20 protein-coding genes are annotated in these 15,652 nt (G+C 33.8%); 17 read left to right on the top strand and 3 right to left on the bottom strand.

Features of this window, described 5'->3' with window-relative positions; genetic code table 11:
- Window positions 1-498: 498 nt before the first annotated feature.
- The 17 genes from DAY19_RS15260 (at window position 499) to DAY19_RS11615 (ending at window position 12,952) form a co-directional block, all read left to right on the top strand.
- Window positions 499-639: a hypothetical protein gene (locus DAY19_RS15260; RefSeq protein WP_158536889.1), complete on the top strand. Its 141-nt coding sequence runs from the start codon at window positions 499-501 to the stop codon at window positions 637-639.
- Between the two features lie 8 nt (window positions 640-647).
- Window positions 648-2,489, top strand: a complete 1,842-nt coding sequence (locus DAY19_RS11690; protein ID WP_115362643.1) for a hypothetical protein — start codon at window positions 648-650, stop codon at window positions 2,487-2,489.
- A 9-nt stretch (window positions 2,490-2,498) separates the two neighbouring features.
- Window positions 2,499-2,747: a hypothetical protein gene (locus tag DAY19_RS11685; protein ID WP_115362641.1), complete on the top strand. Its 249-nt coding sequence runs from the start codon at window positions 2,499-2,501 to the stop codon at window positions 2,745-2,747.
- Entirely contained in the window at window positions 2,747-2,971 is a 225-nt protein-coding gene (locus tag DAY19_RS11680; protein WP_115362639.1) for a hypothetical protein, read from the top strand. Before DAY19_RS11685 ends, DAY19_RS11680 begins: the two co-directional genes overlap by 1 nt.
- Window positions 2,968-4,806, top strand: coding sequence for a VirB4 family type IV secretion system protein (locus DAY19_RS11675; RefSeq protein ID WP_115362637.1), 1,839 nt, complete (start codon window positions 2,968-2,970; stop codon window positions 4,804-4,806). The genes DAY19_RS11680 and DAY19_RS11675 overlap by 4 nt, the downstream gene beginning before the upstream one ends.
- The gene (locus DAY19_RS11670) at window positions 4,799-5,440 is read left to right on the top strand and encodes a hypothetical protein (protein WP_115362635.1); all 642 of its coding nucleotides are present in this window, start codon (window positions 4,799-4,801) and stop codon (window positions 5,438-5,440) included. Before DAY19_RS11675 ends, DAY19_RS11670 begins: the two co-directional genes overlap by 8 nt.
- Window positions 5,430-6,305: a hypothetical protein gene (locus DAY19_RS11665; protein WP_115362633.1), complete on the top strand. Its 876-nt coding sequence runs from the start codon at window positions 5,430-5,432 to the stop codon at window positions 6,303-6,305. The genes DAY19_RS11670 and DAY19_RS11665 overlap by 11 nt, the downstream gene beginning before the upstream one ends.
- Entirely contained in the window at window positions 6,302-6,751 is a 450-nt protein-coding gene (locus DAY19_RS11660; RefSeq protein ID WP_115362631.1) for a hypothetical protein, read from the top strand. Before DAY19_RS11665 ends, DAY19_RS11660 begins: the two co-directional genes overlap by 4 nt.
- Window positions 6,748-7,230: a hypothetical protein gene (locus DAY19_RS11655; protein WP_115362629.1), complete on the top strand. Its 483-nt coding sequence runs from the start codon at window positions 6,748-6,750 to the stop codon at window positions 7,228-7,230. The genes DAY19_RS11660 and DAY19_RS11655 overlap by 4 nt, the downstream gene beginning before the upstream one ends.
- Before the next feature lie 11 nt (window positions 7,231-7,241).
- Window positions 7,242-8,033: a TrbI/VirB10 family protein gene (locus DAY19_RS11650; RefSeq protein ID WP_115362627.1), complete on the top strand. Its 792-nt coding sequence runs from the start codon at window positions 7,242-7,244 to the stop codon at window positions 8,031-8,033.
- Window positions 8,020-8,541 carry a hypothetical protein gene (locus DAY19_RS11645; RefSeq protein WP_115362625.1) on the top strand — a complete coding sequence of 174 codons (522 nt, stop codon included), beginning with the start codon at window positions 8,020-8,022 and terminating at the stop codon, window positions 8,539-8,541. Before DAY19_RS11650 ends, DAY19_RS11645 begins: the two co-directional genes overlap by 14 nt.
- Window positions 8,531-9,907: a type IV secretory system conjugative DNA transfer family protein gene (locus DAY19_RS11640; protein WP_115362623.1), complete on the top strand. Its 1,377-nt coding sequence runs from the start codon at window positions 8,531-8,533 to the stop codon at window positions 9,905-9,907. Before DAY19_RS11645 ends, DAY19_RS11640 begins: the two co-directional genes overlap by 11 nt.
- A gap of 9 nt (window positions 9,908-9,916) precedes the next feature.
- Window positions 9,917-10,645: a replication-relaxation family protein gene (locus tag DAY19_RS11635; protein ID WP_115362620.1), complete on the top strand. Its 729-nt coding sequence runs from the start codon at window positions 9,917-9,919 to the stop codon at window positions 10,643-10,645.
- Window positions 10,646-10,856: 211 nt separating this feature from the next.
- On the top strand, window positions 10,857-11,225 hold the full coding sequence (locus tag DAY19_RS11630) for a hypothetical protein (RefSeq protein WP_115362618.1): 369 nt from the start codon (window positions 10,857-10,859) through the stop codon (window positions 11,223-11,225).
- Window positions 11,226-11,236: 11 nt separating this feature from the next.
- Window positions 11,237-11,545: a single-stranded DNA-binding protein gene (locus DAY19_RS11625; protein ID WP_115362616.1), complete on the top strand. Its 309-nt coding sequence runs from the start codon at window positions 11,237-11,239 to the stop codon at window positions 11,543-11,545.
- Between the two features lie 91 nt (window positions 11,546-11,636).
- Window positions 11,637-11,819, top strand: coding sequence for a helix-turn-helix domain-containing protein (locus DAY19_RS11620; RefSeq protein ID WP_115362614.1), 183 nt, complete (start codon window positions 11,637-11,639; stop codon window positions 11,817-11,819).
- 2 nt (window positions 11,820-11,821) lie between these two features.
- Complete coding sequence (locus tag DAY19_RS11615) at window positions 11,822-12,952, top strand: tyrosine-type recombinase/integrase (RefSeq protein ID WP_115362612.1); 1,131 nt, start codon at window positions 11,822-11,824, stop codon at window positions 12,950-12,952.
- A 692-nt stretch (window positions 12,953-13,644) separates the two neighbouring features.
- Here the strand turns inward: DAY19_RS11615 and DAY19_RS11610 are convergent.
- From DAY19_RS11610 to DAY19_RS11600, 3 genes are all read right to left on the bottom strand, one after another.
- The gene (locus tag DAY19_RS11610) at window positions 13,645-14,289 is read right to left on the bottom strand and encodes an HNH endonuclease (protein ID WP_115362610.1); all 645 of its coding nucleotides are present in this window, start codon (window positions 14,287-14,289) and stop codon (window positions 13,645-13,647) included.
- Between the two features lie 137 nt (window positions 14,290-14,426).
- Window positions 14,427-14,864, bottom strand: a complete 438-nt coding sequence (locus tag DAY19_RS11605) for a thioredoxin family protein (protein ID WP_115362608.1) — start codon at window positions 14,862-14,864, stop codon at window positions 14,427-14,429.
- Between the two features lie 30 nt (window positions 14,865-14,894).
- On the bottom strand, window positions 14,895-15,467 hold the full coding sequence (locus DAY19_RS11600) for a hypothetical protein (RefSeq protein WP_115362606.1): 573 nt from the start codon (window positions 15,465-15,467) through the stop codon (window positions 14,895-14,897).
- Window positions 15,468-15,652 lie beyond the last annotated feature (185 nt).

The following is a 15,652-nucleotide window of genomic DNA, read 5'->3' as shown; positions in this document are numbered from 1 at the left end:
GTAAACTTTGTATTAGGGTGTTCGAACACAAAAAGCTTTAATAATGTTTTTGTTTTTAATAGGTTCAACCTATATAAACTCTTAAAGTTTGATATATGCTTAATTCCTTCTTTAGAAGAGAATATGTTTGAATATCTATTCATCGATTAACCTTTGTCATAAATTTTATTTTCTCAAGACATTAAATTATTACTAGTTAAGATTATTAAAAATCAATATGTGCATTTGTTGTTCAAACTTAAATCTTCAATAAGGATGCACTGCTGAACTGTGAAAGAAGTAATAAGTCTCTTCTGTATATCAAGGTCTGAATCACCATGATGAACATTACCTACGTATTTATAGGTAATTAGGCTTAAGCTACATAGTCCAAAATAACCATGGTGAACAAAATTACTCTTTAAAAGCATTTGTTTTGTTTTTTCAGTCTCTATTTCATAAAAATCCTTCACACAAATTTAACAACATCGATAGCGAGTAATTCGTTTGGGAGAAATTATGAATTGGAAAAAAGAAGACTTTATTAAGCATTACTTCATGGACACTTTTGATGTGGAGGAGAAAGAAGCTGTGTTTGAGTCTCTCGATAGAACAGCATTAGTTGACTACTTTTTAAGAACAAACAGATGTGCATTATAGGATCAACGATGAAGATAATACCAGTACTAGCTTTAGTCTTATGTGTTTCATGTGGATTCTCAAGCGAAGACAAGAATGAAAAAAATCTTAATATAGAGAGTTTGAAAGTTAATGATCTTGATGGGGATTTAATTGAGGATACGTTAGAAAACGAAATTGGCCTTGATAAGTACTTAGCAGATGTAGCAGACGTAAATATTAAGTTTGAACAAGGCTATGAAATCAAGCTAATCCTTGAAGACGAAGCAAAGAAGGGAGTAATTGTTAATTTGGCTGAATCAATAAATCAAGATGACGTAGGTTTTAATTACACATACGGCTCAAGTCTTTTAAAAACAAAAGCTTTTGTCGAATCAGCGAAAGTAGCAAGGTTTGCGACTCATAGCTATGGAGATGTTACTGATTTTGAATTAAGTAAGTACGTTTATCCACTTACGAATGAAAACTATCGATTCCAAAAACAACTTGATGTTAAGAATATTATCGATAAAGATAAATTTGTAGTTAAGAATATTTCATTAAACTTTAAGGCGAATCTGTATTTAGAAAGCCATCCATTGATAAAAGAAATTCGTAATCCTGTATTTGAAGTCTATTACTATGACTATAGAAACAGAACTTATAAATTAATTAAAGAAGAAAAGATTGATCTTGTTTTAAAAGAAAATGTGCTGGAATCATTTCAGGTGAACATTGAGAATATTCCTAATGAGTTCATCTTTGATAATTACTTTAAAAGAGGTGAGTTTCTTATCATCTCTCTTAAAGATTATGAAGTTCCCACTATTGGCGCAAATTACACAAATCAGATGGCCAGTATAAAAGAACGAACTACTCCTGTACAGGTTTATACTCCGAATTATCAAAGGCAATACTTCGTATCAAGCAAGAGTCCAAAAAGCCTTATCCAAATGCTTGATCATATCTATAAGGAAAACTATGAGGTTTCAAATAATGAAGTTACTAAGATTGGTCAATTTGAAAATAATCTTAGTGATTATGAAGAGCTTTCGAAAGTGGCCCTAGAAAACAAGAAGGGTAAGTGGTTTGCTTATACTAATAAGCTAAATCAACATTTTTTAACATATAAATATTCACCCAAAGATACTATTACATTGGCTTACATAACGGGCGAAAAACTAGCAAGTCAGGTTAAAGAAAAGTCTCGTTTACTTAAAGCCGTAGTATCAAATGAAGACTCTATTAATAGTTTAGGAACTATCTCGAAACGTTCAGATCTAAGCTTTTCAATAGATACAGGAAATTACTGGGGAGAAAGAGTCATAAAGGATAGCGGTGAGTTCTGGACTAGGCCATGTAGAGGGAACTGCAGGGTATCTGATTATAGATGCAGAATTGATGTAAGAGACTTTACTGGAGAGCAGATAAATGAGCCTTTTTCAATGGAAGCTGGCAGACGTTTCTTTAGCTTAAAAGTCGGTGATTCGATATATTCGTTGAATGATCTAATTAGCGTAGGTGTATTAGAAGAGTCTAGGCTTGAAGAATATTACTTTTACCACTTAAAAAAGTCAGAATACTTCTTTAGTGAGGAAGAAAATACAAAACAAGAAAAACCGGTCTCTCTTTATACACCAACTTTTAGAGAATCTGGTTATCACGGCTTTAAGCTTGTATCAATGAGTGGAAAGACTGCTCACTATGAATGTCCTATGCATACAATGGGCATGGCCCAAGGAAATAATCTTCCAGTTTCAAATGAGTCATTAAATTTTAAAAAGTGGAAACATTGGGTTCATCAAAGAAAGTTATCAATCGGTACTCAAAAGGATGAAGTCTTAGACTTTAATTATACCGTAACGAGTGAAATAAAGAATTACTATAATTAGGAGTAAATAATGAAATATCTAATAGTTTTAATGGCCTCTCCTGTGTTTGCTAGAAGCTTAAAAGCAAGCGCTGAAAAATTCGCAGAAGGAGCAAGGAATATTGCATTAGCATTTGCGGTATTTGGCTTTGTCTATGCCGGTGTTGCTTATGTAACGGGGCAAGGTGATGCACCAAAGAGATTAACAAGTACAGCAGTAGGTACGTTTTGTATTATCGCAGCTTCTCAAATAACTGATTTTTTCAAGGGGATTGTCTAATGAAATATGTCTATCATCCTAAACTACTTCGAGCTAAACCAACGCTATTTGGATTATCAATTGATGATATAGCCATTGGGGTAATTATATTCTTTATCGGTCTTCTTTTTAAATGGAATGCCCTAGTTCTTCTTGCTTCGGTAGTTATGGGAACTTTTGGTATTCGATTATCAAAAAAGTACATTGATTATAAGGCAATATTTTTGCCAAGGATTAAGCTATGAAACACGTGTCTATTGAGAATGACCAATACGTATCAAGAGAAGGCGATAGATCCTCTTTGGAAAAGATTGAGCTAGTTGATTTAGAGGCAATGAATATTCTAGATAAATTAATACATGATTTACATAAAAAAAATGATCTTCAACATTCAGACTGTATCTCAAAAGTATATTACAAGAATGGTGCACTCTATATAAATAGATTTAACAACAAGACTGGAGTTTCTGACTTTTCATTTATTGATTCAGAAAAAAGCATGGATGTATTTGAAGACTTCTTTATGCAGGATTTAAATTATTTTAGACTTCTTAGTGTTAAGGATTTCCCTCCTAAGATTTCTAGAAGATCAAACCTTGTCTATGGCCATGATTTTGTCATTAACTACAGACCAATATCCAATATAAACGCAAAAAGAAAATTAGAGCTTAGTAGGAGGCTACATTTCTCTTCTCTTTCTAAGGATATGAAAGATATTGAGTCAACTAATGCCTATGAAGAATGTGAAGAGTTATTAGAAGCTCTTTCAAGAGATGAAGTCGAGTTATTTGACGTTGAGATGTTTTATCTCGTAGTGGCTAATTCAAAAGATAGCCTTGATATTAAGACAAGAAAGCTTTTGGATATTTATAAAGCACAGGACGGTGAGCTACGTGTGGAGTCTAGGGCCTTAACTTACTTTATTCATAACTCTTTTGTTGGAGTTATGCCAAAGTTTAAAAGATTAATTTCAACAACGACAGACTATTTAAATATGCTTATTCCAGAGCACAGAGACTTCTTATATGAAAGTGGAATTGCATTTAATAATGACGTAAAGATAAATTTATTTGACCGTGGAGCTACAAATTTTAATGCTCTCGTTACAGGTGCTTCAGGACAAGGAAAATCGATGCTAGTTAATAAGCTAGTATTTGAAGAAATATCTAATGGAAAGAAGGCCGTCATCGTTGACCTTGGTAATTCATATCAAAACGTAACCAAATATCTAGGTGGTGTTACCAGATCATTAAATATTAACCCTCTTGAGTATCGATGTCCTCATTATCTAAAGGCCTTTATCCTTTCCATTATGGGAAAAAACCTTTCCAAAGTGGAAAACGGTAAGCTTTTTGAACGTATTTCTAGTGCTTTAGCTAGAAGTATTTCAGATTGGGATGATTTTATTTCATTTATAGAAGAAGAATTTGAAGGGATTAGATACTACTTTTCAGAGGTTCGTGAGTATTTCACAAGTCAAAATTCAAGTGAGAACGATCTAATTTATTGCGACTTTTCACTATATCCTGAGTCAATGAAAGCGCCTATGCTCGTTTATCTTTTAGAGACATTTAAAAGAATGAATGGACAAAAATTACTTGTCTTTGATGAGTGTTGGTTTCTTATGGATCAATGTGCTGATTACGTTATGGAGTGCTTTAGAACATTTAGAAAGCATGATGCTTCAGCAGTGGCCATTTCTCAAAGTATAGATGATTTTGCAGAAAATGAGCTAGGTCGAGTCATCATTCAAAACTGTTTCCATAAGTTTGTTTTTAAACAGCAAGTAAAGGATACAGTCTTTCTTAATAAGGATCATAAAAAAGCATTATCAAGTATCAATTCTAAAAAAGGAGAATATAGTGAATTCTTATACATCAATGACGAAGCATGCAAACCTCTACGTTTTTATCCTACTCATTTGGAGCTTGAGTTATTTCGTAGTGATAAATCAGGTCGAGAGAAGTTTAATTATTACATGAATGAAAAAGGCTGTTTCTTAGACTTCAATGAAGCGGTCAATAATTACGTTAAGATTAAATACCCTGTGAATAATACAAGTGAGGTGAGTCATGTATAAGCACCTCTTGATATTTATTAGCTTAAGTTCCCATGCATTTATTTCAACTGATACAGCAGTCTTAATGGAGCTTGTTACAACAACGGCCAGTCAACTAAATGAGCTAGAAAAACTTGTATCTAATGCTGAAAGATATACTGAGAAAATGCAAAGATATAATGAATTGGCACAAGATGAATACTTTAGGGCCCAGCGAGTTGCATACCTTGCTGAAGATATAGCCTCAAAGAAGAAGATTGAAGATCTTGGAACACTAAACTCTGCAATCAAGGACTTAAAATATTCAATGAGTGATCTTAAAACACTACTTGATGAATATAAAGTCATTCAAGAAGATGAAGGTAAGACTAAATCGGAACTTAAAATAAAGGCCCAGCTAAATAAACATAAGAAAGTAAGGGCCAATAATCAGATTAAAAGATCTATTAGTGTCAGAACACAATCAGGAGCGAATAGATTAACAGCTCAAAACACCGCTATTTTACTAGAACAAGGTGTCGAGGCCCAGAATAATCAATTAAAACTTATCGAGCAAAATGCTGTAACAAATCGTTTATTAGCTGAAGAGTTAGAGATTAAGCGTAAAAAAGAACTTGAAAGAAAGCGTTTTTATGGAGTTGCCCATGAAGAGTAATCTTATCCAAAATATGCTTCTAATAAAAGAACCTAGTGTGATGAAGCTCTTTCAAGAGATAAATGATATTTCACTACAGCTTATTCCTGGAGTCTTTATTTGTTCTCTAATAGTTGAGTATTTTACAAATCTCGACTTCATTGGTGTTGTAAAAAAGCTTCTTATTGCTCTTGTCATTATTGCAAGCTTTCAGAAGATTCATGTTGAGGCTGTTGATTTATCACTAAGTGCTGCAACACAAACCTTAAACAAAGTTAGTCCTAGAAATCTCTTTGTTAAGAGATGGGCGACGGCCAAAGTTAATACTAAGGATAAGAAAGATTGGAATATCTTAGAGTCAGTCTCAATTCCAAACTTAAATGATCTCTTAGGAACAGGTTTATTTCTACTTTCTAAGGTCTTCATTTGGCTTTTAAAGCTGATTTATTCAACTGTATATCATCTAACCTATGTGTTCTCTGGAATTACGGCAGTTCTCTATTTATTTGGTTGGACTAAGGACTCTTTAAAGGGAACAGTACAAGCAAGTATTTGGTGCATGCTTCTACCTTTTGTTCTCGTAGGAATTCTATCATTAGTAGGAAATAGCGTAGACACAAGGGCCATGAGTGGAAAGTTACTGATTGTCGATGTTGATATGGTTATTTGGCTATTTGGAATCACATTGCTTCTTCTTATGACTCCAATGATTACTTTTGGACTTGTAAGAGGTGATGGTATTCAAGCATTTGGTGCCAGTATGGGGAATATGGTTGTGTCTAGTGGATTAAAAGCTGGAGCAATTATTCCGCTAGCTCAAAGAAGTACGCAGAAACTTAATAAGTATAGAGCGAGAAAGAAATTTCTTAAGGAGAGGGAGTCATGAAATTTGAAAGTTTTAAGGCCGACTTTGAAATTAAAAATAATTATTTAAAATTAGCATTGGTTGTATCAAGTATTCTTTTTAGTGTGAGTACCTTTCTGATTGCAACACAAAGAAGATACTTCCTCTACTCTGGTGGTGAAATTTTCAAAGATGCACCTTTATCTGTTGAAGTGTGCAGACTTGGCTTTATAGGTATAACTAATGGAGAGCCAAATCCTTACGTCATTACAGAAGGGATAATGGATCTAATTAAAAAAGATCCATTTCTAATTCAAATTGATGAAGTGGTAGCTTTAAAAACTATTAATGAGGGTCAATGTAAAATTATATTCAAGTCTAATCATGAACTATTAGCCTTTAAGATTACACTAGATAAGGATGATTCTTATCCATTCATTTACAAGCTTGCTCAAATTGATGAATTGGCACCAAGGGATGAATTATGATTTTTTATATTTTAGCTAATCAAATCACTACGTTATTTCTTAGTATGAGCTTACTTACAACACTAAGCTTTGACTCAAATGTTGAAAGCTATATCTATGGTGGTTCTAAAGAAGATATATATTTTAAAGTCACAGGGAATTCTAAGACTTTAGTCATTAAACCAAAAATTAGCCCTGTAAAAGATAGGTCATTTTCAAACCTTCTCGTTGTGACCAAGAAAGGTAAGTACTACTTTAACTTAAGTCTTGATGAGAGAAATCCTCATCAATTTCTTGAAATAAAGGATGCTCAGATTAATAAGGCGATGAAAGAAGTCTTATCGACTAAAGACTATAAGATTTTAGAAGGAGCTTCTTCGAGTCTAATTATTAACCAAAGTCATAATGAGCTTAGGGTTAACTCAATGAATATTGGTAGAAAGAAGTATCTAGGAAAAGGTATTCCAATAATAATCGAGAGTAATCGAATTCTAAACTAGAAGAGAAAACAATGAAATTTACATCAATAATGATCACATTTTTAAGTGTGCTGGGACAACTTAACTCAAATTCAATGGAAGCACGTATTACGAGGCTTAAAAAAAAGCAAGAGCTAGAGGTTAAACCAATTACACAATCTATAAGTAAGAAGTATTCATCGGTAAAGAAAGGAGAAAATGATGAAGCAATTAAGAAAATTAAAGCACAGGGAGAAAGAATTGAAGAACTACTTAAGAGGAGGACTTCAGTACCTGTTATATGGGAGCAAAGAAGAGAGTTTAAAACCGGATCAGTCGTCCGTGGTACTCTTCTAAATTCTATTGTTTCTAGTAATTTAGCAAGTCCGGTTCTTATTCAAGCAAGGTCAATGCAAGGGTTTAAAAATGGAACTTTATTTTCATGTAGTGCAACAACAAGGAACAAAAGAGTTTTAACAATATGTAATCGAATGATTGAAGAAGGTGTTGAGCACGAGATAACGGCCATGGCCTTAAATCTTGATGGAAGTGCCGGACTTGTTGGAATTTACGATGATAGAAAAGAAGAAATGATTGAAAGTGCAGTAATAAGTGAATTTGCAAGTGGAATGCTTAGTGCTGCTCAAACGAGAGTCGCTATTCCTTATGGAGATCTTAGAGATTCAAGTTTGAAAAACCAGTTACTAGAAGGCTTAGTTCAATCAGGAAATAAGACTTCAGATATATTGATTGATGAAGCTAAGACATTGGAGCCAATTGTAACAGTTAATGCAGGAACAGAGGTTTTAATTTATTTCATGGAGGCATTAAATGAGAATCCTTAAGATGATTTGTTTATTAACGACCTTAGTTTCATGTTCGACGTTAAAAAGATCAATTACAACAGGAACCATAATTGGAACAAGTGTCGGTGCTACAGGAGGTTATCTCTTTTCACCTAATAAAGAATCAAAAGATAAGAACGCTTACGTCTTTGGAATAGTCGGTGCTCTAGCGGGGGCAGGGCTTGGATATCTACTTGATGAAAATAAGCCTATAGAGACAAAGAAAATGATCTTACCTGCTGATATTGGCAATGGTGTTGAGGAACAAAATCAAGCGTTACCACTTTTTGATTTTGCCCCTGAATTAAAGGGAATTAAGCCAGAAGTAAATTTTAAACCAATTTCTAAGTACGAGGTTCCAATAACAAAACTACCTAAGGCATTAGAGGGAAAAGTCAAAAAACAATATGTCATCGAATACGAGGCCCCTGAGCAGACGATTAATATTAACAATAGAACGATAAATATAGGTTCGTTTAAAGCGTGGGAGCATATCTATGAAGAATGAAAATAGTAACGGACTTGATCTTGTAACCCCTTTTGTTGTGGTTTTAGAACAGATCATTACTCAAGCAATTAAGCTAATAGGACTTTTAATAAAGTGTGCGTATCAAAAATTAACAGGAGCAAGTATGCCATTAAAGAAAATTGAATCAAAACAACTAAATATTAAGAAATATACAAACAATATCGAATCTCTTGGAGTTCTAACAAGCTCGAAAAAGGATATCAAGCTTTCAGAAATTGATTTTAGAAGACATAGCTTTATTGTGGGAGCGTCAGGCTTTGGTAAAACAAATCTCATAAGTATCTTACAAGAAGATAACTTAAGGTCAGGAAAGCCTGTAATCTTCTTTGATCCTAAGGGTGACCATGAGGCATTAACTACATTTAAGAGCTTATGTGAGGCACATTCTAGACCTTGTTATATCTTCTCAGAGCATTACCATGATTCTATCTCTTTGAATCCTATCTATGAGGGTACAGTTAACCAAGTAGTTGACCGTATTATGCGATCTTTTGAGTGGAGTGAGCCTTATTATCGTGATGCCTCAAGAAGGTCACTTACCAAGGCGCTAAATATCATGAAAGAGCGAGGTGATGAATTTACTCTAAAGCGAGTCTTTGATGAGCTTGTCCAGATGGAGTCTAAAGAGAATATCGGTCTAATTGCAAAGCTTGAGGCCATTCTAGTATCTGACTTTGGCCGTATTTTAAATGCAGAAGATGGAATGTGTTTGTCTAAGGTTCGAGAAGAAGGAGCTTGTCTCTATATCGGTTTATCAACTCAGGGTTACGGAGAAACTGCCATGAGTGTTGGAAAGTTATTTCTAGGGGAGCTTTTATATAATTCATATACTTCCCTTATTTCAGCTTCTGACACTGAGAGGCTAGAAAATCCTATCAGTGTTTACTTTGACGAATTTGGTGCTCTTGTAACTCCTGAGTTTATCGAGCTTCAAAACAAGTGTCGAGGTGCTGGGATTGAACTTACTATGGCCGTTCAAACGGCATCAGATATTGATCGAATCAACCCTGACCTAACTAAACAAATCATTGAGAACTCAGGAAATCTCTTTGTCATGAAGCAAAGACTTGATACTGGAGCCTCATTATTTTCTGATTCAATTGGAACAATTACGAGTACGAAGAAGACTGCTCAAATTGAAGACGGAGTTGAGCAAAGCAAGGGAAGCATCAGAGAAGTAAATGAGCTTATATGTCACCCTGATATCATCAAGAACTTAAAAATTGGCCAATGTGTTCTTTTGCGACAGTCTCCTACAAGGGTTGATCTTATCAATATCAGAAATAGAGAGACAACTAAGCTAGTAAAGCAAAGACAAGTCAGAGAATTAGCACCGGCCCTATAGGAGAAATAAATGAGTGAAGTAATTAATATTAACAATCGTTACTTTGATTTTTTAGGACCTCTTCAGAAATGGAGAATACTTGACCTTAATTCATTAAGAGATGAGCTATTCCCAGCTCCAAATTACCACAACTTTGCTAGATACATTAGGAAGCTTGAAAAACTAAACCTAATCGGTGGTTATATTGATCCTTTTACGAAAAAGAAGTTTATTTACTTGTCACCAAAAGGAGAAAAGTACTTATCTGTTACTGGGAATCCTAGTGCTATAGCTAATGAAACTTTAGTACATGACATCAAAGTCACAGAGTTGACTAAAGAACTCTCCAAGCTTGATCTTGTAGATGATGTTGTTCTCGAACATGAAATATCTGATAAGAGGAACTTTAGGACAACATATAAAGTAATTCCTGATGCCATCTTGAGTTTTAAAAAGAATAACTTTAATTATCGTGTAGCCTTGGAGCTTGAACTGACAAGAAAAAGTAATTCTAGGATCATTGAAAAAGTTAAACAGTATCAATCAACTGAGTACTATCACTACTTAATGTACGTATTTCCATCAATTAAGCTTATGGATAAATATAGGGAAGTGATCAGGAATCAACTAGGAGATAAGGCATTAACTAAGATTATGTTCTTTTATCATGATTCACTTACAAGGAATGTTAGGGATGTTAAGGCTGTAAAAGGCTGGATTGGAGATAAGGAATCAGAACTAATTGAAGTGTTCAAATGAACGTTAAATACAAGTTAAACATGAATCAAATAAGGTTAAATATGAATTTCAAACCCTCGCTAACCTCTTAATATTTATCACTAAACGCGTCTTGCTAATTTGACTCCCTCTCTCTCACGTAAACATGGATAGATGGAGTCAATTTAGCAGACGCGAGAGATATTATAATAAGTGGTTAGCGAGGAAAGATAAGTAATAAAAGGGGGAAAGGGTGGAGAAACAAACAAGCCTAGTAAGTGTCAAGAAACGAGGAAGAAGGCCAAAGAACGAAAAGAAAGAGTACCAATTAAATAAGGAGCAAACAAAGTTCTTTGTGGACTTAAGTAATGATAACGAAAGTCTTGAGACAGTTTTTAACGTCCTAGAACAAGTAAATCAAAAGGAATATGGCCGAGATATTATATTCAAGGATTTGGCCTTGTATGGACTTAGCAAACTTAATGAAAAGGATATTGAGAAAATTAAGGACTCAAGCCTCAATGAAATGGAACGTGTTGAGCGGGCCTTAGTTGAGCACAATAAGAAAACTGGGAATAGCCTAAATATGGGTGAGTTTCTCATTAAGAAATTAGGAATATAGAGGGAGCAAGTATGAAAAATAACGATGTAGAACTTATTTTTGGACGTTTAGGGCGTGATCCTGAGCTTAAGTATACAACGAGTAAGGAAGCAGTCTGTAGCTTTTCTGTAGCCATAAATAAGGACAAGGACTCTCCACCTATTTGGAAACAGGTTTCAGTATGGGGGGAGCTTGGAGAGAGATGTAGTTTATTTCTCAAGAAGGGGAGTCAGGTATTTGTGCGAGGCCAAACAAAGTTCAAAGAATATACGAGTAAGAAAGGAGAGTTGAAATCCTTTGAAGAAATGAAAGCATGGGAAATTGGATTTATAAATTTCTAGTAACTTGCCGCATGGCCCAAGTTTAAAGTAAGGCCTTGTTAGAATTCAAGGCCTTCTATTAGTTAACATTAAGTTGTATAAAGGATACATAATGAATGGTTCAAACTTAAATGAATTACTTAACGTAGCCGAAATATCGGCAATTTTAAAAGTTTCAAAAGCAACGATTTATAGACTTCTAAAAAGTAAATCAATCCCACATGTCATTATTGGAGGAAAGATGCTCTTTATACCTAGTGATATTAGAGACTGGCTAGAAGCAAAAAGGATATAACCATGGCATATATAAGGAAGATTAAAACAGGATATAGAGCCGAGGTAAGTCTTGGTTACAGTCCTTCAGGTAAGAAGATTTCTAAATCACAAGTCTTCAAAACAAAGAGAGAAGCCAAGGAATGGGCCGATCATATCGAGATTAGCAAAGAACTTGGTTTTAATAGCAATCTTGATAGTAGAACTCTCCTAGTTTCAATTATGCCAATTTACTTAGAACACATTAAAACCTACAAATATAACACTTATATTAATTACAAAAGTGATATAGAAAACAAATTCCTTAAACATTTTAAGAACTTTCCTATAGGAAAGATCACTTCATCAAAACTAAAAGAGTTTATTGAGTTACAAAAAGAACTCTATGCACCAAGAACAGTTTCTAGACTTTTAGGTGTTATTAAAGATTTTTATTCATTTATAGAAACTGAAAGAGCTGTTCATCTTCCCGACAATCCGACTAGAGCAATTAAAAGAATCAATATTACCAATGAGAAGAAGTTTAAGTATTGGGATGTTGAAGATGTTAAGTATTTTCTAGAAAACTGTAAAACTCATGTTAATTATGACATTTTTAAGTTGATTATACATACAGGATTAAGACCAAATGAAGCATTAAGCTTAGTTGTAGATGATTATGATAGCAGAAACCGAATCTTGCATATATCTAAACAAATTCAAAAGTCAAAAGCTGAAAAAGGATTATATTTGTTTGGTGAACTTAAGAACGAAAATCCAAGATCTGTACCGATAGGGGATGTTGCTGCCGAAATCCTAGAAAGAGCATCCGATGGAAAAGATAAAAATGATTTTATTTTTCAAACAAAGCTAAAAATCCCAAAAAATGCAAAAAGATTACGTATAATTGATCGTAAACGATCTGTAGTTAATGCTTATTTCATAACGACAACTACAATATCTACAGCATTTAAAGAAATGGCCGAAGATCATGGCTTACCCAATATAACAACACATGGCCTCAGACACACCTTTGCTAGTCATTTTGTCATGAATGGGGGAAGTATAACTGCCCTTCAAAAAATTCTAGGCCACAAAAAGATTGATAATACTATGATTTATGCTCATTTAAGTAAGACTCATATGGATGGCGTTAGGAATTTAGTGCAGTTTTAGTATATTTCTAATTAAATGCTATAATCATTAAGTTGCCTGACTTAAGTTTTCGCATGTGATTTCTGATACGACTTTTCTATCATTTTTCCCCGTATGACCCACGGGAATTTTTAACGACAATTTTATGCATTTTTGACCCGTATGACCCACGGGAATTTTTAACGACAATTTTATGCATTTTTGACCCGTATGACCCACGGGCGTTTTTTACGAGATTTTTATGTATTTTTGGCCCGTGTATACCACAGACCTTTTTTGCAGAAATATAGCGTTTTTTGGACTTTGAAAATTGATTCTAAGACGTTCTATGAATTAAGGCCTGCCATTGGTATGGGCAAAATTAATTCTTATAATAGTCCTCAGAACGATTTAAAGAATAAAAATCATATTTGAATGCAATAAGGTTAACTTTGATATTTTTAAAATGATTTAAGAGACTATAGAATTTCAAAGATCTATGATGTTGAAAAAGAGTCAGGTATTATCTTTGAAGATTCTCTAATAGAAACTCTTGTTAAAGACTTTAATATATTAAATACGTTCTTTGAGCTTACAGATGTAGATTTAATTTCCTAGTCGCAAAATAGTCGCACAAGTGATAATCTAAGATCTCAATAGCTTATCTAGACTAGATATACACCCTTACCCAATATAACTGATATTATATCGCATGAAACATTTTCCCTTTCTCTCTAGTTGCCGTGTAATTTAGTTTGGTTTTCGTCATCTTCAAATACATTATACCCATAAATTATCTTATGCATTTCATTGTATTTGTTATTTGCTTCAACTTCTTTGTGATAAGATCCACCATTTATTTGTATAACTGCTTTCCATTTTTTCTGACGTGGACAAAAATTTGCACCAAATGTACCATTTGAATTTCTTTGAGAGCGTCTAATGTGATTTTGCTTATGAGATACCCATTCTAAGTTATCAGATTTATTATTTCCTCTGTTTCCATCGATATGATTCACACTGTCTAGTTTGCTAGGGTTTTTGACGTGAAATAATGCAACTAAGCGATGAACATACATAGATAAGTTGCTATTGTGATTTAAACTGATTGTGCACTGAATATAGCCAGCAGGAGTTGGCCTCATTTTTAAATAACGTCCTCGCCTTTTGCTGAATACTTTACCATTTTGAGAGACGTTATATTTTTCAGAGATTTCATCTTTTAAATCATATAGATTCATACTTGTTGTGGAGTAATTATTCTTCTCCTTTCTTAACTGAAGGATGTATTCACATATCTCATACATTTCGTCATGAAAATCTTTGTAGCTTTTAAGTTCGCTCCCATATTGTTCGTAAAGCTTTTTAATATCTTTCATCTAACACCTTCTGAAAAATATTAGATTAACTATATGTCCATGAATAAAAAAGTAATTTAAGACTAATTACGATAGAAGTTCGATTTTTAACTAAGGTGTTTAATTATTCACTTGGCATTTAAATCGCAATTCAATTTCTACCCAGCAAAAAATATAGCCAAACTAAAGACTACGACCAAGCTAATGACGATTACTTCATAGAAGTAGCTCTTTTTTGTTTCTGGTGCTTTGAACTCACCAGTTAAGCGAAAGTGTGAATCATTGATATTGTTAATCACGTATTGAATCTTTCCTAGGGGTGTAAGTCCTGTGAAGTCATAAAGAACGTCCCTATTTTCACAAATGGCCGTGTATGGTACGCCACGCACTCCAAATTGATCTGCAATTTCAGGACTCTCCATGGTATTTACTTCATATACATTTATATCTGGATTATTGTTATTTAAGGCTTCAAAGACAGGTGCCATTGTTTTACATGGGCCACATGTATCAGAATAAAATTTGATAACGAAAACACCCTTTTCACTAGAGACAACAGATTCAAAGTTTTCATTATTTATTTTCTTTATATTCATTCAATACACCATACTAAAAATAACGAATATTCATGCACTCATCTTCTTATCTTTATCATTATTATCATACACTTCATCTTTTGAATATAACTCAATACAATTGTCTGGGTTAAATTGAGTAACATTATCCCCTAGTGGCATCCTTAAAGCTTTGGGCCTTGGAAACATAATGAGCATTAAGGCAAGACTTGAACCATAAGAAAAGTAGAATTGTGTTGAGCTAATTCCATGAGTGATAACACCAAGAACTCCAAGCATTGTTATGGTACTTGCCAGCGCCCAGGCGTTAGTCCACATTGCTACAACTTCAAATCGAGCGATTTCCTCGCAATTGAGTTTGTCATGAGTCTTTATGAGTTTATCTGATGAAATCCTTTTTCGAATCTTACTCTGCGATCCTAAAACAAAGAAGAATATTAAGGACATAGCTATAGGAACAACCCCAAGCGATTGTATGATGGCACCGTCAAACGCATTTGCCACTTTAGGCCCATATTTCTTTATAAAATAATCATTCCATACCAAGTAACATAGAAATGACTGCAAGAATACGAAGAGGCCATATAAATATCCTGCAAATATCTTCCCCATTTCCAAATTCATTTAATCTCCAAAGCGTCCCTATCGATTTGTTGATTGATAATTATCTCTTAGTTTACGTTCTAAATGACCTCAAATATGGGCGAACATATTCATATTGATATGAAGCCAATGATTTCAAAGTATTATGCATAAGAAATATTGAGATTATTCTAAGTTTTTAAGAAGAAGGGATTTCCCAAATTTGA

Origin of the sequence: Halobacteriovorax vibrionivorans (genome assembly GCF_003346865.1) — a bacterium.
Lineage (GTDB): Bacteria > Bdellovibrionota > Bacteriovoracia > Bacteriovoracales > Bacteriovoracaceae > Halobacteriovorax_A > Halobacteriovorax_A vibrionivorans.
This window is presented reverse-complemented; position numbering and strand designations above follow the sequence as displayed.